The organism is Corynebacterium sp. AOP40-4SA-5 (genome assembly GCF_052377355.1).
In the GTDB taxonomy this organism is placed as follows: Bacteria; Actinomycetota; Actinomycetes; order Mycobacteriales; family Mycobacteriaceae; genus Corynebacterium.
In genome coordinates, this window is the sequence record NZ_JBQSWS010000012.1 from 70,049 (window position 1) to 93,232 (window position 23,184).

At 70.2% G+C, this 23,184-nt stretch carries 20 protein-coding genes and 2 tRNA genes; 8 read left to right on the plus strand and 14 right to left on the minus strand.

Translation table 11 applies throughout. The features are described 5' to 3' along the window. Nucleotides 1-8: 8 nt before the first annotated feature. The 7 genes from ACT3S3_RS09015 to ACT3S3_RS09045 all read left to right on the plus strand — a co-directional run bounded on the left by ACT3S3_RS09015 (nucleotide 9) and on the right by ACT3S3_RS09045 (nucleotide 8,427). Entirely contained in the window at nucleotides 9-1,277 is a 1,269-nt protein-coding gene (locus ACT3S3_RS09015) for an acetyl-CoA C-acetyltransferase (RefSeq protein ID WP_441578873.1), read from the plus strand. 5 nt (nucleotides 1,278-1,282) lie between these two features. Further along, on the plus strand, nucleotides 1,283-2,080 hold the full coding sequence (gene pcaD, locus ACT3S3_RS09020) for a 3-oxoadipate enol-lactonase (protein WP_441578872.1): 798 nt from the start codon (nucleotides 1,283-1,285) through the stop codon (nucleotides 2,078-2,080). 5 nt (nucleotides 2,081-2,085) lie between these two features. After that, complete coding sequence (locus tag ACT3S3_RS09025) at nucleotides 2,086-2,889, plus strand: sugar phosphate isomerase/epimerase family protein (protein WP_441578871.1); 804 nt, start codon at nucleotides 2,086-2,088, stop codon at nucleotides 2,887-2,889. Then, nucleotides 2,886-4,580 carry an FAD-dependent oxidoreductase gene (locus ACT3S3_RS09030; RefSeq protein ID WP_301442117.1) on the plus strand — a complete coding sequence of 565 codons (1,695 nt, stop codon included), beginning with the start codon at nucleotides 2,886-2,888 and terminating at the stop codon, nucleotides 4,578-4,580. The genes ACT3S3_RS09025 and ACT3S3_RS09030 overlap by 4 nt, the downstream gene beginning before the upstream one ends. A 64-nt stretch (nucleotides 4,581-4,644) precedes the next feature. Next, complete coding sequence (locus ACT3S3_RS09035; RefSeq protein WP_301442116.1) at nucleotides 4,645-5,586, plus strand: Fic/DOC family protein; 942 nt, start codon at nucleotides 4,645-4,647, stop codon at nucleotides 5,584-5,586. A gap of 44 nt (nucleotides 5,587-5,630) precedes the next feature. After that, nucleotides 5,631-5,903 (plus strand): hypothetical protein, encoded by a 273-nt coding sequence (locus tag ACT3S3_RS09040; protein WP_301442115.1) that lies wholly within the window; start codon nucleotides 5,631-5,633, stop codon nucleotides 5,901-5,903. Nucleotides 5,904-5,943: 40 nt separating this feature from the next. Continuing rightward, nucleotides 5,944-8,427, plus strand: a complete 2,484-nt coding sequence (locus ACT3S3_RS09045) for a helix-turn-helix transcriptional regulator (RefSeq protein WP_301442114.1) — start codon at nucleotides 5,944-5,946, stop codon at nucleotides 8,425-8,427. Nucleotides 8,428-8,443: 16 nt separating this feature from the next. Here ACT3S3_RS09045 and ACT3S3_RS09050 read toward each other — a convergent pair whose 3' ends face one another. The 13 genes from ACT3S3_RS09050 to ACT3S3_RS09110 form a co-directional block, all read right to left on the minus strand. Further along, a complete protein-coding gene (locus ACT3S3_RS09050) occupies nucleotides 8,444-9,307 on the minus strand; it encodes a shikimate dehydrogenase (protein ID WP_301442113.1) in 864 nt (287 codons plus the stop codon). Between the two features lie 45 nt (nucleotides 9,308-9,352). Continuing rightward, nucleotides 9,353-11,239: a sugar phosphate isomerase/epimerase and 4-hydroxyphenylpyruvate domain-containing protein gene (locus tag ACT3S3_RS09055; RefSeq protein ID WP_301442112.1), complete on the minus strand. Its 1,887-nt coding sequence runs from the start codon at nucleotides 11,237-11,239 to the stop codon at nucleotides 9,353-9,355. Further along, nucleotides 11,236-12,558 (minus strand): MFS transporter, encoded by a 1,323-nt coding sequence (locus ACT3S3_RS09060; protein WP_441578884.1) that lies wholly within the window; start codon nucleotides 12,556-12,558, stop codon nucleotides 11,236-11,238. The genes ACT3S3_RS09055 and ACT3S3_RS09060 overlap by 4 nt, the downstream gene beginning before the upstream one ends. 135 nt (nucleotides 12,559-12,693) lie before the next feature. After that, on the minus strand, nucleotides 12,694-14,028 hold the full coding sequence (locus tag ACT3S3_RS09065; protein WP_301442109.1) for an MFS transporter: 1,335 nt from the start codon (nucleotides 14,026-14,028) through the stop codon (nucleotides 12,694-12,696). Nucleotides 14,029-14,031: 3 nt separating this feature from the next. Further along, nucleotides 14,032-15,246: a 4-hydroxybenzoate 3-monooxygenase gene (locus tag ACT3S3_RS09070; RefSeq protein WP_441578870.1), complete on the minus strand. Its 1,215-nt coding sequence runs from the start codon at nucleotides 15,244-15,246 to the stop codon at nucleotides 14,032-14,034. Then, nucleotides 15,243-15,638: a 4-carboxymuconolactone decarboxylase gene (pcaC, locus tag ACT3S3_RS09075; protein ID WP_301442107.1), complete on the minus strand. Its 396-nt coding sequence runs from the start codon at nucleotides 15,636-15,638 to the stop codon at nucleotides 15,243-15,245. The genes ACT3S3_RS09070 and pcaC overlap by 4 nt, the downstream gene beginning before the upstream one ends. Next, complete coding sequence (gene pcaB, locus ACT3S3_RS09080) at nucleotides 15,631-16,929, minus strand: 3-carboxy-cis,cis-muconate cycloisomerase (RefSeq protein ID WP_301442106.1); 1,299 nt, start codon at nucleotides 16,927-16,929, stop codon at nucleotides 15,631-15,633. The genes pcaC and pcaB overlap by 8 nt, the downstream gene beginning before the upstream one ends. Before the next feature lies 1 nt (nucleotide 16,930). Then, nucleotides 16,931-17,611, minus strand: coding sequence for a protocatechuate 3,4-dioxygenase subunit alpha (pcaG, locus tag ACT3S3_RS09085; RefSeq protein WP_301442105.1), 681 nt, complete (start codon nucleotides 17,609-17,611; stop codon nucleotides 16,931-16,933). Nucleotides 17,612-17,642: 31 nt separating this feature from the next. Next, nucleotides 17,643-18,335, minus strand: a complete 693-nt coding sequence (pcaH, locus tag ACT3S3_RS09090) for a protocatechuate 3,4-dioxygenase subunit beta (RefSeq protein WP_301442104.1) — start codon at nucleotides 18,333-18,335, stop codon at nucleotides 17,643-17,645. Nucleotides 18,336-18,666: 331 nt separating this feature from the next. Then, the gene (locus ACT3S3_RS09095) at nucleotides 18,667-19,332 is read right to left on the minus strand and encodes an ATP-dependent Clp protease proteolytic subunit (RefSeq protein ID WP_441582103.1); all 666 of its coding nucleotides are present in this window, start codon (nucleotides 19,330-19,332) and stop codon (nucleotides 18,667-18,669) included. 21 nt (nucleotides 19,333-19,353) lie between these two features. After that, nucleotides 19,354-19,956, minus strand: a complete 603-nt coding sequence (locus tag ACT3S3_RS09100; protein ID WP_301442121.1) for an ATP-dependent Clp protease proteolytic subunit — start codon at nucleotides 19,954-19,956, stop codon at nucleotides 19,354-19,356. Nucleotides 19,957-20,191: 235 nt separating this feature from the next. Continuing rightward, on the minus strand, nucleotides 20,192-21,592 hold the full coding sequence (gene tig / locus ACT3S3_RS09105) for a trigger factor (RefSeq protein ID WP_441588188.1): 1,401 nt from the start codon (nucleotides 21,590-21,592) through the stop codon (nucleotides 20,192-20,194). A 242-nt stretch (nucleotides 21,593-21,834) separates the two neighbouring features. Continuing rightward, nucleotides 21,835-21,908: transfer RNA gene (locus ACT3S3_RS09110), tRNA-Pro, on the minus strand. Nucleotides 21,909-22,080: 172 nt separating this feature from the next. Between ACT3S3_RS09110 and ACT3S3_RS09115 the strand changes: the two genes are divergently transcribed. Continuing rightward, a tRNA-Gly gene (locus tag ACT3S3_RS09115) sits at nucleotides 22,081-22,155 on the plus strand. Nucleotides 22,156-22,570: 415 nt separating this feature from the next. Here the strand turns inward: ACT3S3_RS09115 and ACT3S3_RS09120 are convergent. Further along, on the minus strand, nucleotides 22,571-22,996 hold the full coding sequence (locus ACT3S3_RS09120; protein WP_441588187.1) for a hypothetical protein: 426 nt from the start codon (nucleotides 22,994-22,996) through the stop codon (nucleotides 22,571-22,573). Nucleotides 22,997-23,184 lie beyond the last annotated feature (188 nt).

Here is a 23,184-nt window from a genome sequence, read left to right on the forward strand (position 1 = left end):
GGAAACCAATGACAAACAACCCCGAGCCCACCGACCCCGCCGACCCCACCGATGTCGTCCTGTGCTCCCCGCTGCGTACCCCGGTCGGCGCCTACGGCGGTGCCTTCACGGACGTGCCCGTCCAGGACCTGGCGTCCACCGTCGTCGCCGCCATCGTCGAGCGCACCGGCCTGTCGCCCGAGCACATCGACGACCTCATCCTCGGCCAGGCCTCGCCGGACAGTGCCGCACCGGCGTTGGGGCGCGTCGTCGCGTTGGACGCCGGCCTCGGTGAGTCCGTCCCCGGCATGCAGCTCGACCGGCGCTGCGGCTCCGGCCTGCAGGCCGTGGTCACCGCCGCCGCCCACGTCGCCACCGGTGCCGCCGAGCTGGTCATCGCCGGTGGTGCCGAGTCGATGAGCCGCACGGGCTACTCGGTGGACGGTTCGATCCGCTGGGGTGTCAAGGGCGGTGACCTGGTGCTGCACGACCGTCTCGCCGAGGGCCGGGCGTCCGCCGGCGGACGCGACCACCCGATCCCCGGCGGCATGATCGAGACCGCCGAGAACCTGCGTCGCGAGTACGGCATCACCCGCCAGGCGCAGGACGCGCTGGCCACCGAGTCCCACGCCCGTGCCGTCGCCGCCGTGCAGGACGGCACCTTCGCCGAGGAGATCGTCCCGGTCACCGTCCCGGGCAGGCGCCGTCGCGACCCGGACACCGTCGTCGACACCGACGAGCACCCGCGCCCGGGCACCACCGAGGAGAAGCTCGCCGGGCTGCGTCCGGTGATGGGACGCCAGGACGACGAGGCCACCGTCACCGCCGGCAACGCCTCGGGCCAGAACGACGGGGCGGCGGCGATGATCGTCACCACCCGCGCCCGCGCCGAGGAGCTGGGCCTGCAGCCGCTCGCCCGGCTGGCCGGCTGGGCCGTCGCCGGTGTCGCCCCGGAGACCATGGGCATCGGGCCGGTGCCCGCCACCGCCCGGGTGCTCGAGCGCCTGGGGCTGACACTGGACGACCTCGACGTGATCGAGCTCAACGAGGCCTTCGCCTCCCAGGCCCTGTCGGTGCTGCGGCAGTGGGGTGTCGACGCCGACGATCCTCGGCTCAACCCGCACGGTTCGGGCATCTCGCTGGGCCACCCGGTCGGTGCGACCGGCGCGCGGATGCTGGTGACCCTGTGCCACGAGCTTCGTCGCAGGCAGACTGGGGACACGCCCCTGCGTGGCCTGGCCACGATGTGCATCGGCGGCGGCCAGGGGCTCGCCGCCGTCCTCGAGAGCGAAGGATAACGACCGTGAACACACCACTCACCCTGCACGCCGTCGACTACGGGCCGGACGACGCGGCCGCCAGGAACGCAGCGACCGGTACCGTCGTACTGCTCGGCTCCCTCGGTTCGACCACCGAGATGTGGCTGCCGCAGCTCGACGCACTCGGCCACGACCGCCGCGTGATCGCCCTGGACCACCGCGGCCACGGCCGCTCCCCCCTGACCCCGCAGGACGCCCCGGCACCGGGCGTGGAGGACCTCGCCGCCGACGTGCTGCACACCCTCGACGGCCTGGGTGTGGAGAGCTTCACCCTGGTCGGGCTGTCGCTCGGCGGCGCGGTGGCGCAGTACCTCGCCGCCACCAGCGGGCGGGTCGACAAGGCCGTGTTCATCTGCACCGCGGCGAAGTTCGGCGAGCCCTCCGGCTGGGTCGAGCGCGCAGAGACCGCCCGCGGGCAGGGTGTGCGGGCGCTGGCTGACACGGTGATCACCCGCTGGTTCTCCCCGGAGTTCCGCGCGGCCAACCCGGCGACCACGGACCACTACCGTGACATGGTCGCCGACACCGACGACGAGGGTTACGCGGCGTGCTGCGGGGCCCTGTCCGGGTGGGACTTCACCGACCGGCTGTCGGAGATCACCGTGCCCACGCTGGTCATCGCCGGCGAACACGACCCGTCCACCGCCCCGGAGACGGTGAAGGTCATCGCCGACCGCATCGACGGGGCGTCCTACGTGGTGCTCTCCCCGGCGGCACACCTGCCGAACCTCGAGCAGCCGCAGACCGTCAACGGCCTGGTCACCGGCTTCCTGGCGGGCTGACCGGCATGGGGGACGCCGCGCGCCCGGTGGGTCTGGCCCCGTTGTCGGCTCTGGACGTCGCACCCGACCGGCTCGTGCGTCTCGCCGCCGCGGCCGGCTTCGACTTCGTGGGCCTGCGCGTACTCGCCGTCACACCCGAGGAACCGCACCACGACCTGTCCCCCGGCTCGCCCCTGCTGGCCCGGACGATGGAGGCGCTGGACGCCACCGGGTTGTACGTCCTCGACGCCGAGTTCCTGCGCCTGGACGCCACCACCGGCCCCGACGACTGGCTCCCCGCCCTGGAGGCCGCCCGGGCCCTCGGCGCGACCCGCTTCACCGTCGCCGCCGGGGACGAGGACCGCGCGCGGTTGACCGACACGCTGGGGCGGCTGACGCAGGACGCCGCGTCCTACGGCGTGGTGCCCGCCCTCGAGCCGATCTCCTACCGCGCGGTGCGCTCACTGACCGAGGCCGGACGCATCGCGCGCGCCGCCGGGGCACGCGTGCTGCCCGACATGCTGCACCTGGCACGCGTCGGCACCGAGCCTGAGGAGCTGGCACAGGTCGGCGACCTGGTCGACATGGTGCAGCTGTGCGACTGCCCGGCAGCCGCCCCCACCGACACCGCCGGGCTGACTGAGGAGGCCCGGGCCGCCCGTCTGGCCCCCGGCGACGGCGAGCAGGACCTGGCGCGCCACCTGGCCGTCCTGCCGGACGACCTCCCGGTCAGCGTGGAGGTCCCCCACCTCACCGAGCTGGCGCGCCGCGGCGCGCCCGGCTGGATCCACCATCTGCACGACACGACCAGAAGGATGCTCGACACATGACAGACGTGATCATCGTCGGTTCCGGGGCCGGCGGGCTGTCCGCCGCCGTCACCGCCGCCCACCACGGACTGAAGGTGACCGTGGTGGAGAAGGCCGACGTGCTCGGCGGGGCCACCACCTGGTCCGGCGGCTGGGCCTGGACGCCCGGCAGCAGCTTCGCCCGGCGCGACGGGGTGCACGAGGACGCAGAAGAGTTCCGCACCTACCTGCGCGCCGTGCTCGGCGAGCGCTACCGAGGCGATGTCGCCGAGAACATCGACGCCTTCCTGGACGCCGCCCCGGACATGGTGGACTTCTTCCACGACAACACCCGGTTGCAGTTCACCCCGGGCTCGGCGATCAAGGACATCTACGGTGACCTGCCGGGTGCCGGCACCGGGCACCGCTCGGTGGGGCCCGCACCGTTCAACGCCCGGCGAATCCGCCCCGAGGTGCGCGCGAAGCTGCGCCACCAGCTCTACGAGACGTCGTTTCTGGGCATGGGCATCATGGCCGGGCCGGACCTGAGGAAGTTCCTGTCGGCCTCGCGCGGGGACGTGAGCGGCTGGTTCCACGCCGCGCGCCGCGTACTGGTGCACGCCTGGGACATGGTGGTGCACCGGCGCAACATGCAGATGGTCAACGGCGCCGCCCTCGTCGGCCGGTTGGCCGCCTCCGCCGATGACCTGGGCGTCACGATGCTCACCGGGACGACGGCCCACGAGCTGCTGACCGACGGCGCCGGGCGCGTCACCGGCGTGCGCGTGCAGGGGCCGGACGGCACGGCCGAGCTGGCGGCGTCCTGCGGTGTGGTGCTGGCCACCGGCGGGTTCCCGGCGGACGTGGAGCTGCGCAGTGACCTCTTCCCGCGCACGCCCACCGGGCGGGAGCACCACACGTTGGCACCGGAGGAGGCCAGCGGCGACGGGCTGCGCCTGGCGCTTTCGGTCGGCGCGGCGTCCTGCACGGACCTGGCCGCCCCGGCGGCGTGGTGCCCGGTGTCGCAGGTGCCGTACCTCAACGGGAAGGTGGGTACGTTCCCGCACATCATGGACCGGGCGAAGCCGGGGTCGATCGGCGTGGTGTCGACCGGCAGGCGCTTCGTCAACGAGGCCGACGGCTACCACGACTACGTGACGGCGATGCTGGACGCCGCCCCGGCCGGTGAGCCGGTGTGTTCCTGGCAGGTCGCGGACTCCACGTTCGTACGCCGGTACCCGATGGGTATGGCCAAGCCCTTCCCCGTGCCGCTGCTGCCCTACGTGCGCAACGGTTACCTGGTCAAGGGGCGCACGCTGCGGGAAGTGGCGGAGAAGTGCGGCATCGACCCGGACGGCTTGGAGGCCACCGTCGCCCGGTTCAACGACGACGCCCGGCGCGGCGAGGACACGGAGTTCCACCGCGGCGCCACGGAGTTCAACCGTTACGGCGGGGATCCGGCGGTGGGGCCGAACCCGTCGCTGGCTCCGGTGGAGAAGGGACCGTTCTACGCGGTGAAGGTGCTTCCGGGCAGCTTCGGCACCTTCGCCGGCGTCAGTGCCGACGGCAGGGCCCGGGTGCTGGGTGAGGACGGTGCGGCGATCCCGGGCCTCTACACGGCGGGCAACGACCGGGCGTCCATCATGGGCGGGTTCTACCCGGCCGGTGGCATCAACCTGGGGCCGGCGCTGACCTTCGGCTACGTGGCCGGTCGGGAGCTGGCCGGGGTGTAGGCTGCGCGGCATGGTGCAGGGACCGGGAGAGGGACCGTCTCGAGAACAAGTCGAGTTCGCCACCTTGAGGGGGCTCGACGGGTACCGTGCGGCGTTCCCGTCGGTGTTCGCCGGGATGGAGGGCGGGGACGACAGAGTCGCCCGGCGGGTGGTGCAGGCGGCGCACTCCAGTGTGTTGGAGGGGTGGGAACCCACCGACGAGGAGATGGGCGCGCTGGCCGCCGACGTGCGGCGTCCGGAACCGTCCCGGATGGGCGCACGCGAGATCGAGGCGATGGTCGCCGAGCTCGCGCCGTCCGACGGGGAGAGCCGGGATACCCGGACTCAGAAGACGCAGCAGACTCAGCGGACGCAACAGCTGCCGCAGTCGCCCGCCGCCAACCCGGCGGCCGCGTGGCGGCGGTACTTCTACCCCGGCACCGGCGTCCTGCGTAACCGCCTGGGGATCCGCGCGGCGCAGCCACTGTCCGTCGCCGAGCACCGGATGACCTCACGCCTCGGCGCGGACCTCGCCGACCTGGCGGTCGAAGGTGAGCTGCACGGGGAGACCACCAGCGAGAAGCTCGCGTGGATCCACGCGGAGCTCTTCGGCGGGATCTACGACTTCGCCGGCACCTTCCGGGACGTGAACATGACCAAGGGCGGGCAGAGTTTCGGCGACCACGCGAGCATGGGCATGTACCTGCGTCAGGTCGACGGGCTGATTCGCCGCGTCGACTGGGACGGTGCCGGTTTCGCGCAGACCGTGGACGGACTCGCCGAGGTGCACACCGACCTGAACTTCGCCCATCCCGCCCGGGAGGGCAACGGCCGCACGGGACGGTTGTTCATGACCGACCTGGCCGCACGCCACGGTGTGGTGCTGGACTTCTCCGCGGTGGACCGGGAGTCCTGGATCGCCGCGTCCGCGGCGACGTTCGGGGACGCCCAGGGACTACGTATGGACACCGGCCCCATGGAGGAGGTCTACCGGCGTATCGCCCGGCCTCGTTCTCCCCGGTCGTGACGTTTTCGCCGTGATAGGCCCGCGGCGAACCACGGGAGGTCACCATGCTGTCGGAACCCACGAAGGGGCACATCTACTTCGCCGAGTACGACGTGATGAAGTCCGTATCTGCGAGCCTGGGCGTCGCGTACTCCAACCGGTACGACGCGGCGGCCACCGAGGCTGAGCGGCAGTGGTGGGAATCCCGGCGCCAGGCTCTCCGCACGTATGTCGCGGCAGCCGTCGACACCGACCGGGAGGACCTGCTGACCCGCTGCCGGATGATGCGCGCCGAGTTCGACCGCATCGGCGGGCTCGGATCCCCGGGCGGGGAGTGAGCGGCGCGGCGGCGAGACTCGCCCAACTACACTGACCGGCGTGACCACCACCGACCGCCTCCACCACACACAGGTCAGGGAGATCCTGTCGCTGCAGCAGAGCGTGCCCGCCCACGGCGGACTCCTCGTCCGTGTTCACGACCGCTGCGCCGGTGGCGCCGGGCTGCTGCGTCAACTGGCCACCGGGTCCCCGGGGTGGCGGACCGTGCAGCAGCGGCTGCTGCCCGACGGCGGCGAACTCGATCAGGCCACGCTCGACCAGCACGCGATCGACGCCACGGCCGACACCCTCCTGCTCGTCGAGGACCTGGACCGCGCCGCGGCGTCCACCGTGCGCCGGCTCGTCGCCGAGACCCAACGACGTGACCGCCCGGCCCGCCTGATGGTGGTGGGAACCGCCACTGCCACCGACTTCACCGCCGACATCGACGTGATCCTGCCTCCCCTCTCCGTCGCCGAGGTCGCCACGTACTGCGAGACCACGACCGGACGCATGCCCGCACCACACACGGTCGAGCAGATGCACGCGATGACCGGAGGACGTATCGACCTGCTCGCCGAGTTGCTCGGGGTGTTCCCCTGCGTCCCGGACACCTGGGCCGCCTCCCTCGACCGTGTCCTCGACCGGGCCCTCGACCAGGCCCTCGACCAGGACTCCCCTGGGCTCACCGACCTCCTTCAGGCCGTCGTCGTCAGCGGTGCACCGGACGCCTCCCCTGTCCCCGTCGCACTGATCGTCGCCATGGGCGCATCCCTCGACGTCGCCGGGCAGGACGTATTCCGCACCGTCCTGCGCACCGTGCAGTGCGATACCGCAGGGACGCACGTGCAGTTCCGCGACCCTCGTCACCGCGCGGCCGTCCTCGATCGCACACCGCCGGCGACCCTGGCGCAGCTGCACCGGCGGGCCGCCGAGGCCTGCACCGACACCGACCGCCGGCTGCACCACCGGTTGCACGCCGCACTGGCCGCCGGAGACACACAGGACGTCGGGCACACCCGGGACCTGCTGCGGGAGGCCGCCGAACAGCACCACCGGAACCAGGACTGGGCCGGCGAGGCCACCGCCCTGCGCAGCGTGCATGTGGATCCCGCCGCCACCGCCATGGCACTGACGAGGGCGGGGAACCTCGATGCGGCACGGTTGTGGTCACGCGCCGGCGACACCGCGGCGTCCTGCCGCTCGACGCTGGCGATGCACGACGGCGACCGGCGCCGCGCCCACGGCGCGCTCGACGGCACAGGCGGTCCCGACGCTGCGCGCCAACGCGCCGTGCTCGCCCTGGCCGACTGGAACCCGGGCGCCATGCTCGGGCACGCCACCACCGCCGGCGACGACCTGCTCACCGGCATCACCCGGCGCATCACCGGCGACACGCACGCCGGCCCCCTGCACCCCCTGGTCGACGGCTGGCTCGCCCTCGTCGACGACGACCCGCTGACCGCCCGCGACCTGCTCACCACGCACGACACGAACACCACACCCGGCTCCGAACCGTCCGGCCCGTTGCCTGCCGTCTGGCGCGACGCATGGCTGGCGCGCACCCACTACGTCCTCGGCGACTTCGACGCCGCCCGCCGCGTCGTCGACCGCGGCCTGGCCACCGGTGAGGCCCACGGCAGCGTCCTGCTGGAACCGGTGCTGCTGTGGACGGGCACCCAGGTCGCCGCCTTCCAGGGCGACTCCCTCGGCGCCGGACGCTACACCGCGCGTCTGCCGGACGACCCGGACTCCTTCCTCATCCAACGCCTGCCGGCGGCGATGAGCCGCATGATCACCACCGCCAACAGCAGCGACCTCGTCGCCGCGCTGCGCATGGGCGAGTCGCTGGCGCGCATCGGCACGGAGACCGACACCCAGCAGCCCGGTTTCTGGCCGTGGGAGGACGTCTACGCGCAGTGCCTCGTGCGCGCCGGACGCATCCGCGCCGCAGACGCGGTGGTCACCGAGGCCGAACAACGCGCAGAGCACCGGGCCGCCGCCCGCGGGACGACCCCACTGCCGTCACTGGCGGCGAAGCTGCGCGTGCCGCGCGGCAGCATCCTGCTGCGCCGCGGCGAGGTCGAGGCCGGGCTGCGCTGCTTCGACGAGGCCGTGGACATCATCGCCGACACCCCGATGCGCGCCTACCACTCGCGCATCCTGCTGGAGTACGGCCTGGTGCTGCGCCGCCTCGGTCGGCGTCGACGTGCCGACGAGGTCTTCTCCCGCGCCGAGGAGGTCTTCGCCTCCATGGGCGCGGCGGCGATGGTGGAACGCTGCCGGCGCGAACGCCGCGCGGCGGGGATCAGCGGAAGCAGCACAGACGTCGTAGCGTCCGACGCCTCCGAGGAGACGACCCCGCTGCTCTCCACCCAGGAGGAGCAGATCGCGGTGATGGCCGCCGACGGCTCCACCAACCGCGACATCGCCCGGGAGCTGACCCTGTCGGCGAAGACGGTCGAGCACCACCTCACCCGCGCCTACCGCAAGCTCGGGGTCGCCGGGCGCCGGGAGCTCTCCGGGGCGCTGCAGCGTCGATGAGCGGCGCTAAGCCGCCCTACCCCAGCGAGTGGAAGGTGGCGCGCATCCGGTCGGCGTCGGCGGCCAGCCCGGTGAAGTGCTCGAAGGCGTCGACCGCCTGGTAGACGGCCATGTGCGTGCCGTCGAGGGTGCGGCAGCCCGCGGCCGCCGCCTCCTGCAGCAGCTGGGTGGACACCGGCATGTACACCACGTCGCTGACCCAGTGCCCCGGGGTCAGGCAGGACGTGTCGAAGGACGTCCCGGGGTGGCTGAGCATCCCCAACGGCGTGGCGTTGACCACCCCGTCCGCCGCGGCGACGGCGTCCTCCACGCCGTCGGGGCCACCGCCGGTGGCCACGGACGTCCCGGTGGCGGTGTTGAGCTTGTCGGCGAGCTCGGCGGCACGTTCGGCGTCGACGTCGCGGATCTGCAGCTCCTGCACCCCGGCCTCGGCCAGGGCGAAGGCGATGGCGTTGCCCACTCCCCCTGCGCCGACCTGCACCACGGCACGCTTGGCCACGTCCGGCAGCTGTTCGGACAGGCCCCGGGCGTAGCCGGTGACGTCGGTGTTGTGCCCGGTGGTGCGCCCGTCGCGGATGGCGACGGTGTTCACCGAACCCAGGCGGGCGGCGACCGGGTCGACGTCGTCGAGGAGGTCCAGGGCCTCACGCTTGAACGGGTGGGTGATGTTCAGGCCGTCGAAGCCCATGTCGATCGCGCTGGACAGCAGCTGCTCCAGCGGACGCGACTCCAGGCGGTCGGTGAGCACGTCGAGGCGGCGGTACACCGTGGGGTGGCCCTGGGCCAGGCCCTCGGCCTCGTGCAGCGGCGGGGTGCGCGACAGCGACAGGTCCGAGCCGATCAGGCCGAACAGGAAACTACGGGCGGGGGTGGTGCTCATGGTGGATATCCTTCTCTCGGTGGGTGTTCTGGGTGGGTGTTGGTCTCAGCTGGGGATGCCGCGGGCTGCGTCGCGCAGCACCCGGTACTGCGCGGCCAGACGCACCGGGGTGTTGTCCACCCCGTGGCCGGCGTAGTCGCCGCGGCGTTCGACGAGCTCGAAGAACATCGTGCCCAGGGTGCCGGTGTAGAACCGCAGGTACTCGCCGTGGTCGTCGCGGTCGTAGAGCACGTTGCACTCGCGCAGCTCGGCCACGGTGTCCTCGTCCAGGTTGAACCGGGCGACGAGGTCGTCGTAGTAGTTGTCCGGCACCGGCAGCATCTCCAGGCCGCGCCGGCGCGCCCGGCGCGCCAGCCCGATGATCCCGTCCACCTCCAGGGTGACGTGCTCCGGGTAGGACGCCGCGAGGAAGTCGCCCTGCTCACTGCCCTCGGGTGCGACGTTGAGGGTCAGCGAGAAGTCGCCGTGCGGCGCGGACATCACACGGGAGTGCACGTAGCCCGCCGGGCTGGGCACCGCGTCCGGGGTGTGGGCCTGCAGCCCCAGCACCGAGGTGAAGTACAGCGCCGCCTCGTCGTGCCGGTGCCAGCGTTGCGCCAGGCCGACGTGGTCGACACCGGTGACCCGCGGGCGGGCGTCGGTGACCGCGGCGATGCCGGCCACGTCCTCGCCGATCAGGCCGAACTCCTCGGCCCACACCGGCATGGCGTCGGCGGCCTGGGCAGGGGTCTCGCAGAAGAAGATGCCGGTGCCGTCGGGGGTGTACACCCCGTGGATGTCCGCCTCGTCCTCGCGGCGTTGCCGCACGATCGGCTGCGCCGACAGCGCCACGGCGCGCGCCGCGGAGCGTCCTGCGCCGACGACGTCCACCCCGAAGCTGTCGATCACCGTGTCGCTGCCGGTGGGCCCCAGGTCGCGCACCACGATGCGTGCCTCGCCCTGGACCCACACCTGGAACTCCTCCTTGCTGCGGTGGTAGCCGCCGAGCACGAAACCCAGCTGGTGCAGCAGCTTGGTGATCTCGCCCAGACGACCGGTGTGCAGCTCCACGAAGCTGTAGGCGTCCGGGACCGTGGCCTCCGGCAACGGGGTCAGGCCGACCGGGTAGCTCGCGTCGAGTTCGCGGTGCACCTGGTCCTCCAGCCAGCGCAGCGAACGCAGCCCGTCCACGGCGGTGCGTGCCACGTCGGCCTGGCGGAAGGAGTCGTTGAAGATCTCCAGCGACACCGGACCGTCGTAACCGGCGACGGTGAGCAGCCGCAGGAACTCCACCAGGTCGAAGTCGCCCTCCCCGGGGAACACGCGGTGGTGACGCGACCAGGACAGCAGGTCCATGTCGCGTGCCGGGGCGTCCGCCAACTGCACGAAGAAGATCTTGCCGTCGGTGATGTCCGGGATGCCGGACGGGTCGTCGCCGCGCGAGAGGATGTGGAAACTGTCCAGGCAGGTGCCCACGTTGGGGTGGTCGGCCAGGTCCACGATGCGCTGGGCGTGCCGGTAGGTGTTGACGTACTTCCCCCAGGCCAGGGCCTCGTAGGCCAGGCGGATGCCGTAGCCGGCGGCGAGCTCGCCGGCGCGGCGCAGCTGCCCGGCGCAGACCTCGTCGTCGTCGACGGTGGCCGAGCCGACGTTCGAGCAGATCAGGATCATCTCGATGCCCAGGCGCCGCATGATGGCGAACTTCGCTTCCAGGCGCCGCAGGTTGTCGACGAACTGCTCCTCCCCGACCCCGTCAAGGTCACGGAAGGGCTGGTAGAGGTCGAAGCTTAAGCCGAGTTCCTCGCCGCGGGCCCGGATCTGCTCCGGGGAGTGCGGGGAGACGACCAGGTCCTGCTCGAAGATCTCCACGCCGTCGTAGCCGGCGTCGGCGGCGGCGCGCAGCTTCTCGGCGAGGGTGCCCGACAGGCACACGGTGGCGATGGACGTTCTCATCGGTTCTCCTTCTCTTCCTGCACGGTTGTCTTGTCGTCGTCGATCTCGCTGAGGCTCATGAACGCCGTCTCCCGGGTGGTCGCGATCGCACACGACACCAGCACCGCCACCACCGTGGAGAACACCGCGACCCCGAGGTAGTTGTCACCCTGGCTGCCGGCGACCAGGGACGCCAGCACCGGGGCGAAACCACCGGAGAGCGCGAACCCGATCTGCGTGCCCAGGGCCACGCCGGTGACACGCACCGAGGTCGGGAACATCTCGGCGTACAACGCCGGCCAGGTGGCGTTCGCCATGGAGTAGAACAGGCCGAACATCACCGCGCCGAGCACGAAGATCAGCGGCCAGTTCCCGGCGTTGACGGCCATCAGGTAGGGGTACATCACCACCGCGGCGCCCAGGGCACCGGTGATGAAGACCTTCTTTCGTCCGAAACGGTCGGCGGCCGAACCCGCCAGCGGGATGGACACCAGCGCGCACAGGTTGCCGGTCACGGTGACCCACAGCATCGTGGAGCGGTCCAGCCCCACGATCGAGGTGGCGAAGGACAACGACCACACGGTGAACACGATGTTGATCGTGTTGATCATCGAGGCGACCGCCACCCGCACCACCGCGGCACGGTGGTGCGCGAGCACCAGACGCAGCGGGTTGTGGCGGGTGGACTCGTCCTCCTGCCCGGTCTCCTTCCCGTCCTCGGCGGCCTTCTCCTGGAACGCCGGCGGCTCCTCGAGTCGGCGACGGATCACCCAGGCGATCAGCACCACGAACGCCGAGAGCCAGAACGGCACGCGCCAACCCCAGCTCATCAGGGCGTCCTCGGACAGGAAGACGGTGAAGGGGATGAACACTGCGGTGGCCAGCAACGTACCGAACTGGGTGCCGTGCAACGTCCAGGCGGTCGTCCAGGAGCGGTGCCGTTCCTCGGCGTGCTCCAGCGACACCGCGATGGCACTGCCCTGCTCGCCGGCGGCGGAGATGCCCTGCACGATGCGGCACAGCGCCAGCAGCAGCGGGGCCAGCAGCCCGACCTGCCCGTAGGTCGGCAGACAGCCGACGACGAACGTGGACGCACCGATCATGAACAGCGACAGCATCAGCACGAACTTGCGTCCGAAGCGGTCGGCCAGCGGCCCCATGACCAGCGCGCCCAGCGGGCGGACCACGTAGGCGATGCCGACGGTCGCCATCGCGGCGAGCACGGCGACTCCCGGCGAGGTGCCCTGCGGGAAGAAGAGGACGTTGATGACCAGCGCGGCGGCGGTGCCGTACACGGCGAAGTCGTAGTACTCCAGTGCGGAGCCGATCCAGCTGGACAGCGCCGCGCGCTTCGGGGTCTTCCCGGTCGGGTGTCCGCCCGTCTCGTCGGCGGTTGCCGGCGCGACGACGGCGGGTGTGGTGGATGATGAGGGTTTCACCGGATCCTCCTTATGGAGAGTGGACGGTCGGAGAGGTCAGGAGTGCACGGTGTCGGCGGCGTCCTTCTCCACCGCGGCAAGGGTGGACGGGCGCAGCGTACGGGAGAACGAGAAGATCGCGAAGCCGAGCAGGCCGACCAGCGCGAAGGCGAAGAAGCCCCACGGGTAGGCGATGCCGGCGGTGACCATCACGCCGCCGAGCAGCGGCCCGGAGATCGCGCCGAGGCGTCCGATGCCCGCGGAGAAGCCCATGGCCGTCGCGCGCACCGAGGACGGGTGGTTCTCGCCGACGAAGGCGTAGATCAGCACCTGGGAGCTGAACACGAACACACCGGTGAGGAACACGATCACGTACAGCCCCACCAACGGCAGGCGGATGGCCAGCAGTGCCAGGAACACCGCCGAGAGCAGGAACCACAGCAGTGCGGTGCGCCGCGGCGACTGCACGTCCGCCACGCGTCCGGCGATGAACAGGCCCACGACCGCGCCGACGTTGAGCACCATGAGGAAGGCGAGGGAGTTGCCCAGGTCGTAGTCGGCCGCGCGCATGATCTGCGGCAGCCAGGTGTTCAGCCCGTAGACCAGCAGCAGGCCCATGAACGAGGTGCCCCAGATCGCGATGGTGTTGAGCCGGAAGGTCGGCTGCAGCAGGGCACGGATACCACCGGAGTTGTCGCCCTCCTCCTGCGCCTGCAGGGTGTCCATCTCGGTGTCGACCTGCAGCCCGTAGGACGCCTCGATCGCCTCGGCCTGCTCCACCCGGCCGGTGATGCGCAGGTACGCCGGCGACTCCGGCAGCAGCAGGAACAGTGCAGGGGCCAGGATCAGGCCCGGGACGGCCCCGGCGATGAACATCGCGTGCCAGCCGGCGGCGTCGATGAGGAACATGCCCAGCAGGGCGGTCAGCACCGCGCCCACGTGGTAGCCGGTCATCAGGGTGGTGGACGCCGAACCGGCCTTGCGTCCGGAACGGAACTCGGTGACCAGGGAGATCGCCGTCGGCAGCGCGCCGCCGAGGCCCGCCCCGGCGAGGAAGCGCCACAGCGAGAACCAGGCGACGTTGGTGGTGAAGGCCAGGAACAGGGTGAACACCGAGAAGAGGAACACCGCGGTGATCAGCACGCGGCGGCGTCCCAGCTTGTCGGTGAGGAACCCGATGACCAGCGCGCCGATGGTCATTCCGACCAGGCCGATGGTGCTGATCTGGGTGGCCTGGGCGCCGGTGAGGTCCCAGCCGGGGTCGTCGAGCATCGACGGCAGGGTGGTGCCCAGGACCACCAGGTCGAAACCGTCGAGCAGGACGGCGATCCAGCACAGCACGGTCACGGTGGCGGTGGAGCGTGGTGTCGTGGTGTTCACGGTGGTGTTCACGTCTCAGACCTCGAATTCGGGAAGATCGCGGCCGACGTACTGTTCGGCCAGGTAACGGCGTCCCGCCTCGGAGGACAGGACGCAGGACAGTTCGGACAGGCGCCGACGCGACTCGAAGGTCGTGGCGTCCGGCGTCTGGTGCAGCATCGACGACATCCACCAGGAGAAGTGCTGGGCCCGCCACACGCGCGGCAGGACGATGTCGGAGTAGTCGGCGAGCAGGCCCGGGTCGCCGCGCAGCACGCGCACGAGTGCGGGGGCGAGCACGGCGACGTCGGCGATGGCGAGGTTCATGCCCTTGGCCCCGGTGGGCGGGACGGTGTGGGCGGCGTCGCCGGCGAGCAGCAGGCGGCCGCGTTGCATGGGTTCGCTCACCGCCGAGCGGAAGCGCAGCACCGCCTTGTCGAAGATCTCCCCCTCGCTGACCTGCAGGTCCGGGGAGTCCGCACGGGTGTGCAGCGCCTCCCAGATCCGGGCGTCCGACCAGTCGGCCACCGTGTCGGACGGGTCGCACTGCAGGTAGTAGCGCTGCACGGTCTCCGAGCGGGTGGAGATCAGCGCGAAGCCCTCCGGGTGGGTGGCGTAGATGAGCTCCTTCTGCGTCTTCGGCGCGTTGACCAGCACACCGAACCACGCGTAGGGGTACTCGTGACGGTGCCGGCCTGAGCCGGCTGTGCCGGACGTGCCGGACGCCGTGACGCTCGCGCGGTGCGGCGAGCCGGACCCGTCGGCGGCGACCACGTAGTCCGCGCGCAGTTGGCCGTGGCGTCCTGCGCCGTCGGTGTAGTCGACGACCACGGGCCCCTCGGCGGAGGCAGCGGACTCGGTCCCCTCGACGGCGTCCACGGTGGTGTCGAAGAGCACCGCGCCACCGTCGGCGAGACGCCGGGCGACGAGGTCGGTGAGGTACTCGTGCTGCGGGTACACCGCCACGGTGTGCCCGGTCAGCTCGGTCAACGCGATGCGGGTGCGTTCACCCTGCACGGAGATCTCGATGCCCTCGTCGATGTCGGCCTCGCGCTCCATGCGCTCGGCCACGCCGGTGCGGCGCATCAGCTCCAGGGTGCCCTGCTCCAGGATCCCGGCACGCACCGTGGTCTCCACCTCCGAGCGCGAACGCGACTCCAGCACCACCGACTCCACACCGTGGAGGTGCAGCAGGTGCGACAGGGTCAGCCCCGCCGGACCCGCGCCGATGATGGCGACCTGCGTCCTCACGCGAGGTCCTTCACTGCGGCGTCGAGCAGGGAGAAGCCATGGTTGGAGTTCGGCACGCCGGCGTAGACGGCGGTGTGCAGCAGCACCTCGCCGATGGTGTCGGCGTCCACCCCGGCGCGCAGGGCGGCGCGGATGTGCATGTCGAGTTCCCCGTCGTTGCCCACGCCGGTGAGTACGGCGATGGTCAGCAGGCGGCGCTGGGTGTGGTCCAGGCCGGGGCGTTCCCACACGTCCCCCCAGGCGGTGCGGGTGATGAAGTCCTGGAACTTCTCGGTGACCGGGGTCTTCTTCTCGATGGAGCGGTCCACGTGCTCGTCGCCGAGGACGGCGCGGCGGTTGGCCATGCCCCTCGCGTGCGCGGCGTCGCGGCCTGCCTGGTAGTCGTCAGCCATGGTGGGTGCTGCCTTTCCTGTCGTTGAACACGGCGTCGACGATGTCGCCGGCGTGCCCGGTGTGGTCCCCCGGGTCGGTGCTGAAACCGTGCTCCGCCCGGGCCTTGTCCATCAGTTCGCGCAGTGTGCCGCCGGCGACGGCGGCGTCGACCTCGGCGCGCGGGACGTATCGTCCCAATGCTTCGGCGAGCACCGCCCCGCCGGTGAGCTCGAGGTTGCGGCGCATCGCCGCGGTGTCCACGGTGATGCCGTCGATGCTGGCGCGGGTGCGGGTGACGGCCCCGGCGGTGGCGGCGACGAGGTCGCGCAGTGTCTGCCACTCGGCGTGCCAGGCGCCGGTGGCGCGCTGCATGCGCTGGTCCATGGCGTCGAGCATGGTGGCCGCCAGCGCCGGGGTGCGCCGGGCGTACCCGTCGGCGGCGACGGCGGCGGCCGGGTTGGCCTTGTGCGGCATCGCCGAGGAACCCCCGGGCGAGGCCTCGCGCAACTCCCCGACCTCGGTGGCGGAGAACACGATCACGTCGCCGGCGATCTTGCGCACCGAGCCGGCCAGCGCCGCCAGCGCGGTAGCGACCTGCACCAACGGCAGGCGGTCGGTGTGCCACACCAGCGGGGAGGACGCCAGGTCCAGTCGCGTGGCCAGCGCATCGTGCACGCTCAAACCATTCGGCGCGGTGGAGGCCAGGTTGCCGGCGGCCCCGCCGTACTGCACGGGCAGGACGCCCAGGGCATCGCGCAACGCCGACGCCGCGGCGTCGGTCTGGCGCAACCAGCCGGCGGCGATGACGCCGAAGGTCGTCGGCACCGCCTGCTGACCGAGCGTCCTGCCGATCACCGGGGTGTCACGGTGGGTGCCCGCCAGCTCGGCGAGGTCGTCGGTGAGTTCGGCGGCGGTGGCCAGGATCGCCGCGCCGGCGTCGCGCACGCACAGCACCAGGGCGGAGTCGATGATGTCCTGGCTCGTCGCCCCACGGTGCACCGCCGCGGTCTCGAGCCCGGCGTCCGTGGCCGCGGCCTTCAGCCGCTTCACCAGCGGGATCGCCGGGTTGCCGCCGGCGATGGACGCCTCGGCCAGCGCGGTCAGGTCCTCACCGTCAAAGGTGGTGGACGCGATGAGGTCGGCAGTGGCCTCGGCGGTGGCCGGATCGACGAGGCCGGCGTCGCCCACCGCATGCGCGAGCGCGGCCTCGACGTCGACCATGCGCGCGACGAACGCGGCGTCCGACACCGCGTCGGCGGCAGTGGTGTCGCCGGAGGCGACGTCGCTGTAGAGGGTGCGGGTGCTCGCCATGTCAGACCCGGAAGAAGGGGGTCTCGGCGGTGGCGTCCTCGTGCTGCAGGACGATGTCCATGCGGTAGGAGTCCTCCCCCACCTGCTCCATCACCAGGCGGGAACGACGGTCCTCCGGCACCACGGCGAGCACCGGGTCGGTGGCGAGATCGGAGTCACCTTCCGCTGGGAAGTAGGCGCGCGTGTAGAGACGCTCCAGGATGCCGCGGGCGAAGACGCTCACCTTCAGGTGCGGGGCCTCGGTGGCTGCTTCTCCGGCTTCCGCCGGCGTCGCGCCGGGACGGCGGGTGCGGAAGGTGACCTCCCCGTCCTCGTCGGCCATGCCCCGGCCCACACCCGCGCCGAGCAACGGGTTCCAGCCCTTGAGCGAACCCTCGTCGGAGCGTTCGTCCAACGGCGAGGGGTAGATGCCGTGGACGTCGGCCTGCCACAGCTCGATCATGGCGTCCTTCACGCGGTGCCCGGCACCGTCGGTGACCGAGAAGGTCACCTCCACGATCTCGCCGGCGGCGAAGGACATCGCGTCCTCGTCGACCATGTTCTCCGCGCCGGGTGTCGTGAGCCCGATGTGCACGTACGGGCCCACCGTCTGCGAGGGCATGATGCCGAACGGGGCGTCGTCCTGGTCGCGGACGGCGGGGGCGGGATAGCGGAACGGACCCGTCGGGTCACTGTCGATCATCGGTCTTCTCCTTCTTCTCGAACTGCTCGAACTACTCGAAGTGGGTGGCGTCGCGCCCGCGCAGCACGATGTCGAACTTGAAGCCCAGGGCGAAGTTCTCGCGGGTCTCGTCGTAGTCGAACGCGGCGATCATGCGCTCGCGGGAACCCTCCGGCACGGAGTTGTAGATCGGGTCCTGGAAGAACATCGGGTCCCCTGGGAAGTACATCTGGGTGACCAGACGCTCGGCGAACTGGCGGCCGAACAGGGAGAAGTGGATGTGCGCCGGACGCCAGGCGTTGCTGTGGTTGCCCCACGGGTAGGCGCCGGGCTGCACGGTGTAGAAGCTGTAGACGCCGTTCTTGTCGGTCATCGTGCGCGCCACACCGTTGAAGTGCGGGTCCAGCGGGGCGGGCCAGGAGTCGTTCTTGTGGCGGTAGCGTCCGGCGGAGTTGGCCTGCCACGCCTCGATGAGGGTGTCCGGCACCGGCTTGCCGTCCGAGCCGAGCACCCGGCCGTGCACGAAGATGCGCTGACCGATGGCCTCTCCCCCGTTGGCCTTGGTCATGTCGTTGTCCTCGGCACCGAGGGCGCCGTCGCCGAAGACGGGACCGGTGGTCTCGCCGAGACGCTCGGGGACCATCAGCAGGTCGTTGTTCGGGTTGCGGAGCACCGTGGTGCGGTACTCCGGGAAGTGCAGCGGTGCGAAGCTGCCGTCGACGGAGACGTTACTGATCGGAACCATGGACGTGACCCCTTCTGCGGGATTGCGGTGAACGTGATGTGCGTCTCACGGTATCCGCCCGTGCGCTGGCCGCAAAGCCGTTCGCAGGGTGAACTAGTTTTACCGACTGACAGGTCCGTGTGCTGGGGTTTCTTTCACGTCCTCGTGATATCGGGGGTCACCCAGGGGGGTGGTTCAGGGTTCCCAAAGCACGTGTCGGCAGCACTATCGGCGTTGCCGTGCATGCCCCACGCGCACGAAAAACCGCGGGGACGCGCCCCGCCGGATCCGTGATCCGGCGCGGCGCGTCCCCGCGGCGTCCTGCGGCTTCGCCGCAGCGTCCTACCCGTTCTTACTGGGTGGAGAGCTTGCGGTACTCGAAGACCTGGTCGATGATGCCGTACTCCTTGGCACCCTCGGCGGTGAGGAACTTGTCGCGGTCGGTGTCCTTACGGACCTGTTCCTCGGACTGGCCGGTGTGGCGGGCCAGCGTGGACTCCATCAGACGACGCATACGCTCGATCTCGTCCGCCTGGATCTGCAGGTCGGAGACCTGACCCTGGGTGCCCTGGGTGGCCGGCTGGTGGATCAGCACACGCGAGTTCGGCAGCGCCGCACGCTTACCCTTCGTACCCGCGGCCAGCAGGACCGCCGCAGCGGAGGCGGCCTGGCCGAGGCAGACGGTCACGATGTCCGGGCGCACGTACTGCATCGTGTCGTAGATGGCCATCAGCGCGGTGAAGGAACCACCGGGCGAGTTGATGTACATCGTGATGTCCCGGTCGGGGTCGAGCCCCTCCAGGACGAGCAGCTGCGCCATGATGTCGTTCGCGGAGGCGTCGTCGACCTGGGTGCCCAGGAAGATGATGCGCTCCTCGAAGAGCTTGTTGTAGGGGTTGGACTCCTTGGCGCCGAAGGAGGAGTGCTCGACGAAGGACGGCAGGATGTAACGCGAGGTGGGCATCTGCCCGCCCGAGACCTGGCCGGTGAGTTCGCTGGCGTGGGTGTAACCGTTCATGTTGTTGCTTTCCATCTCTGCTTACTGCTCCTTCGCCGAGCTGATCACGCGGTCCACGAACCCGTACTCCAGTGCCTGCTGGGCGGTGAACCAGCGGTCACGGTCCGAGTCCTTCTGGATCTGCTCCAGCGGCTGGCCGGTGTGCTCGGCGATCAACTCGGCCATCTCGCGCTTGGTCTGGGCGAACTGCTCGGCCTGGATGGCGATGTCCGCGGCCGTACCGCCGACGCCGGCGGACGGCTGGTGCATCATGATCCGGGCGTGGGGCAGCGCGTACCGCTTGCCCTTCGTGCCGGCGGACAGCAGGAACTGCCCCATCGACGCCGCCAGGCCCATTCCGTAGGTGGCCACGTCGCACGGTGCGAACTGCATCGTGTCGAAGATGGCCATGCCGGCGGTGACCGAGCCACCGGGCGAGTTGATGTACAGCGAGATGTCCCGCTCGGGATCCTCCGCGCTGAGCAGCAGGATCTGCGCGCAGAGCTTGTTGGCGATCTCGTCGTCGACCTGGGTGCCCAGGAAGATGATCCGCTCGCGCAACAGACGCTCGAACACCGAGTCGTTGAGGTTCATCCCCGCGGTAGAGGCCATCTGCGCCTGGCGCAGCGCCTGACCGGCAGACATGTCGTTAGTGTTCACTTATGCTCCTCGCTCAAGTTCACGTGTTGGACTGTGCACCAGACTAGTCAACAGCATGGCGCCACGCCCCTCTCCGGGGCCCTGTTCGCTGACAGCGCACGGTCGGGTTGCCGCGGCGGCGTCCGGGCAGCGCGCCGGCGCGGTCCGGGTACGGAAAACCGCCGCCCCGTCGACCCGGAGGTCAGCGGTGCGGCGGTTCATTGCCCGAGGTGGACCCGACTCAGTTGTCGGACTTCTCCTCGGCGTCGGCGTCAGCCTCGACGACCTCGGCCTCGGCGTCGGCCGACTCGTTGAGGTCGGCCTCCTCACCGAAGTAGTCCTTCGGGTCAATGGAGTTGCCCTTGTCGTCGGCGACGGTCACCTTGCAGATGTTGATGGCCAGGGCCTTGCCGCGGCGCACGTCGGCGAACAGGTTCGCGATCTGGCCGGACTGCTGCAGCTGCATCACGAACTGGTTCGGGTCCATGCCGTAGCGCTGGGCCGTGAACAGGATGTGGTCGGTGAGCTCCTGCTGGGAGACCTCCGGCTTCTCGATGTCGGCCAGGGCGTCCAGGAACAGCTGGGTACGCACGGAGTCCTCGGCACCCTCGCGGGCGTCCTCCTCGAACTTCTCGCGGGTGATGTCCTGGGCGGCGAGCATCTGCTCGAAGACAGCCTCGTCGCCACCGAACTGGCTCACCAGCTGCTGGATCTGGCCGTCGACCTGCTCCTTGACGACGGACTCCGGAAGGGCGACCTCGGTCTTCTCGAGGGCGGCCTCCAGGACCTTGTCGCGGATGGCTGCGGCCTGCTGGCCCTTGAGCTGCTCCTCGACCTGGGACTTCAGGGAGTCCTTCAGCTCGTCGAGGGTGTCGAACTCGGAGGCCAGCTGGGCGAAGTCGTCGTCCAGCTCGGGGAGCTCGCGCTCCTTGACCGACTTGACGGTCACGGTGGCCTGCGCCTCGCTGTCGGCGTGCTCGCCGGCGACCAGCGTGGTGGTGAACTCCTTGGACTCGCCCTCGGAGAGGCCGGTCAGGGCGGCGTCCAGCCCCTCGACGAGGGAGGCGGTGCCGACCTCGTAGGACAGGCCCTCGGAGGACGCCTCGTCGACGGTCTCGCCGTCGACGCTGGCGTCGAGGTCGATGGAGACGAAGTCGCCGTCCTGCACGGCGCGCTCGACGGCCTTGAGGGTGCCGAAGCGGGCGCGCAGGTTGGTCAGCTCGGACTCGACGGACTCCTCGTCGGCCTCGAGCGCGTCGACCTCGACGGAGAGGTCGGCGAAGTCCGGCACCTCGATCTCGGGACGGACGTCGACCTCGGCGGTGAAGGTGACGTGGTCGTTGTCCTCGAGCTCGGCGATGTCGATCTCGGGCTGGCCGAGGGCCTTGACGTCGTTCTCCTCGACGGCCTGGCTGTAGCGGCTCGGCAGCATCTCGTTGAGAACCTCATTGAGGATCGACCCGCGGCCCAGACGGGCCTCGAGGATCTTCGCCGGCACCTTGCCCTTACGGAAACCGGGCAGGCTGACCTGCTGGGCGAGGGACTTGTAGGCGCTGTCGAACTCAGGCTTCAGTTCCTCGAAGGGAACCTCGACGGTGAGCTTGGCGCGGGTGGCACTCAGCTGTTCAACGGAGCTCTTCACGGATGCACACTCCTGTGTGTTCTTGGTCTGTGTACTTGCGGCCGGTGGGCCACGGGATCGTTCCGTCCGCGTCACCTCCGGGTCCAACCACCCCACCTGTACCCGGCCCGCCTGACGACGGACCACAGGGAGGGCGGGGACGGCCGGAGGCTGCCACCGGTAATGGTCGTTGAAGATTTTATCGTGTTGCCGACGGCGGTTGTCAGCGGGGTCTCACCTAACCGACTTCCGATCCGTTCCCGTCGGGATAGCGGGATTTGAACCCACGACCCCTCGCTCCCAAAGCGAGTGCGCTACCAAACTGCGCCATATCCCGTCCGCGCGCCCGCCTCGACCGCAGGGCAGTCACCGGGGAGGCGCGCTTGCGCCGATGTTACGGGGTCCTGCAGGACGCGGCCAACAGTGGGGCGTGCTTACCGGACCTCCCCTGCCGGGCCTGCCGGTTTTCCTGCGTCGCCAGGGTGGTGTATCGTCGTCAGCGCAACAGCGGGAATGTCGTATAGTGGCTAATACCTCAGCCTTCCAAGCTGAAGACGCGGGTTCGATTCCCGTCATTCCCTCCATACTTGACCTGCATGATCGTCCGCATTCTGTCTCTGCGGCGCCCTGTAGGTCAGGACAATGGTCCGCACAGCCCAGAGTAGCGACCATGCGAGCGCTCCAGCGCTCCGAAACCGGCGCTACCCCCGTCGGACCGACCGAAGCCCCAGCCATTCCGGCTGGGGCTTCGGTGCTGCGCGGGGTCATGCGCCGGCGTAGGCGGGGATCTGCATCACGGAGTGCACGCGCCCCTCGCCTCCCTTCGGGTTACACAGGGCGATGGTCCAGCGGAGCGACGGATCCACAGGGGCGCTGTTGCCGTAGGCAGCCCAGTCAGACCGGGCCCGGTCGACCTCTGCGGGACTCAGGTGGCCTCCCGCGATCACTAGTGACCGGCTGGGGATGACCAGCAGGTCAAAGCTCGTTCGATTGCGCGTTCTATCGTCCGCCGTCCTCTTTGTCATCATCTGGCACCTTCCGTAGTTCCCTGACGAGGTCATCGATCACTCTAACCTGCAGGTCGGACAAGCCTGTGACGTCGACGCGAACAACACCAGCATTAGTCGAACTACTATTCGATAAGCCGCCCCATTCGACCTTCGGAACGCCCGCCGCACACAGAACATCCACCGGATCGAGCCCCACAACGCCAGCCAACTTCTTGTACTCGTAAGGCGGCAGCACGGTCGGCCCCTTACCGCGGAACCGCTCCCCGGTCTCCACCTCGCGCATCCACGCCCGGTACGAAGTCCCCTTGCCGAGCGCCTCCAGCACCGCAGCCTGGGTCACGCCCGCACCCTTGCGCGCCGATTCGATCATGCGCCCCACTCGACGGGACCGGAACAGTTCATCGTCCGTTGCCATTTTGACGATGCCACCACTTGCTAACACTAAAAAGCACACCCAAAAACCGGCCCCCACCTGCATAAACCATCAATGCAGGCAAACTGGCTCTTCGCGATACGTAGTGCATAGCTGACGGTGGAGCCGATGCGGTGTCGCACAACATATAGAGGCCCTGGCCGGTACAAGATGAGAGTTGCGAAGCAATC

What these genes read in the sequence shown, in the direction of transcription:
- pcaH (WP_301442104.1), bottom strand. Translation starts at nt 18,335, where the DNA reads ATGGTTCCGATCAGTAACGTCTCCGTCGACGGCAGCTTCGCACCGCTG.
- ACT3S3_RS09100 (WP_301442121.1), bottom strand. Translation starts at nt 19,956, where the DNA reads ATGTCTGCCGGTCAGGCGCTGCGCCAGGCGCAGATGGCCTCTACCGCG.
- ACT3S3_RS09015 (WP_441578873.1), top strand. Translation starts at nt 9, where the DNA reads ATGACAAACAACCCCGAGCCCACCGACCCCGCCGACCCCACCGATGTC.
- ACT3S3_RS09055 (WP_301442112.1), bottom strand. Translation starts at nt 11,239, where the DNA reads ATGAGAACGTCCATCGCCACCGTGTGCCTGTCGGGCACCCTCGCCGAG.
- pcaC (WP_301442107.1), bottom strand. Translation starts at nt 15,638, where the DNA reads ATGGCTGACGACTACCAGGCAGGCCGCGACGCCGCGCACGCGAGGGGC.
- ACT3S3_RS09050 (WP_301442113.1), bottom strand. Translation starts at nt 9,307, where the DNA reads ATGAGCACCACCCCCGCCCGTAGTTTCCTGTTCGGCCTGATCGGCTCG.
- ACT3S3_RS09040 (WP_301442115.1), top strand. Translation starts at nt 5,631, where the DNA reads ATGCTGTCGGAACCCACGAAGGGGCACATCTACTTCGCCGAGTACGAC.
- pcaB (WP_301442106.1), bottom strand. Translation starts at nt 16,929, where the DNA reads ATGGCGAGCACCCGCACCCTCTACAGCGACGTCGCCTCCGGCGACACC.
- ACT3S3_RS09025 (WP_441578871.1), top strand. Translation starts at nt 2,086, where the DNA reads ATGGGGGACGCCGCGCGCCCGGTGGGTCTGGCCCCGTTGTCGGCTCTG.
- ACT3S3_RS09120 (WP_441588187.1), bottom strand. Translation starts at nt 22,996, where the DNA reads ATGGCAACGGACGATGAACTGTTCCGGTCCCGTCGAGTGGGGCGCATG.
- pcaG (WP_301442105.1), bottom strand. Translation starts at nt 17,611, where the DNA reads ATGATCGACAGTGACCCGACGGGTCCGTTCCGCTATCCCGCCCCCGCC.
- ACT3S3_RS09030 (WP_301442117.1), top strand. Translation starts at nt 2,886, where the DNA reads ATGACAGACGTGATCATCGTCGGTTCCGGGGCCGGCGGGCTGTCCGCC.
- ACT3S3_RS09095 (WP_441582103.1), bottom strand. Translation starts at nt 19,332, where the DNA reads ATGAACGGTTACACCCACGCCAGCGAACTCACCGGCCAGGTCTCGGGC.